This is a genomic window from Herbaspirillum sp. GCM10030257, from assembly GCF_042666555.1.
In the GTDB taxonomy this organism is placed as follows: domain Bacteria; phylum Pseudomonadota; class Gammaproteobacteria; order Burkholderiales; family Burkholderiaceae_D; genus Noviherbaspirillum.
In genome coordinates this window covers 1-1,060 of record NZ_JBHTDH010000118.1, presented here as the reverse complement: position 1 = coordinate 1,060, position 1,060 = coordinate 1, and the positions used below count along the sequence as shown (strand labels likewise).

At 57.8% G+C, this 1,060-nt stretch carries 1 protein-coding gene; it reads left to right on the top strand.

Annotated elements, in window-relative coordinates; translation table 11 throughout:
- Positions 1-97: 97 nt before the first annotated feature.
- Positions 98-1,041 (top strand): IS630 family transposase gene (locus tag ACFQUU_RS29330; RefSeq protein WP_382252170.1). Its coding sequence is split into 2 segments (ribosomal slippage): positions 98-439 and positions 442-1,041, totalling 942 coding nucleotides; the frame shifts between segments, so codons are not numbered across the junction.
- Positions 1,042-1,060: the final 19 nt, after the last annotated feature.

The window sequence follows — 1,060 nt, the reverse complement described above, 5'->3', positions numbered from 1 at the left end:
CTAGAGCATTTTCATGTTGAGTTGCGCCATTAAAGGAGCTGAACTTACAGCAGGATCAAGTGGTCAGATTGGCACTCATGGTGAAGCGGAGGTTGTTATGGCATGGCATCTTGGTCAAGCCTACGGGCAAGATTTACGCGATCGTGTCCTGCGTGCCGAAGGCAGTATCCGAGAAGTCGCTGCGCGCTTTGGCGTGAGTCATTCCTATGTGGCGCGAGCGCGTTCGCGGCGACGGCACCTTGGGGAAGATACGCCAGGCGTCCAGTGCAGTCATCGGCTACTCAAACTAACCGGGTTCGAACAAGCGCTGATCGACAAGGTCGCTGCCGTCAACGACCTGACCCTCACGCAGCTGTGCGACTGGCTCGAAGCTGAGCATGGCGTGCGGGTCGGTGTTTCCACCCTCTGGAAGACGCTGGATCGGTTGGGCGTGCGTCTGAAAAAAAGTCACTCCATGCCAGCGAGCAAACGCGCCCGGATGTAGCTCTGGCTCGACAAGCCTGGCAGGCCCAACAGCCTGAGTTGGAAGTTGAGCGCCTGGTCTTTCTGGATGAAACCTGGGCCAGTACCAAGATGACGCCGACCCGAGGACGCTCACCGATTGGCACGCGCTGTCTTGGGCATGCTCCTTATGGGCATTGGAAAACGACGACGGTGGTGTGCGCCTTACGATGTGAGGGCTTGGTGGCGCCCTGGGTCATCGATGGTCCCATCAATGGCCAGACGTTCCGCACCTGGGTCGAACAAGTGCTGGTGCCGGTGCTGCAACCGGGCGACATCGTGGTGCTGGACAATCTGGGTTCACACAAGGTGGCCGGCATCGAAGAGGCGATGACTGCGGCTGGGGCGCAATTGCGCTTCTTGCCGCCGTACAGTCCGGACCTCAATCCCATTGAACAGGTCTTCTCCAAGATGAAGACTTATCTCCGACAAGCGGCCAAACGCACCATCGAGGAGCTCTGGTCGATCATTGGGGAATTAATGGACGACTTCGCTCCAGATGAGTGTGAGCGGTATATCCGACACGCCGGCTATGGCTAGTCAACGTGAAAATGCTCTA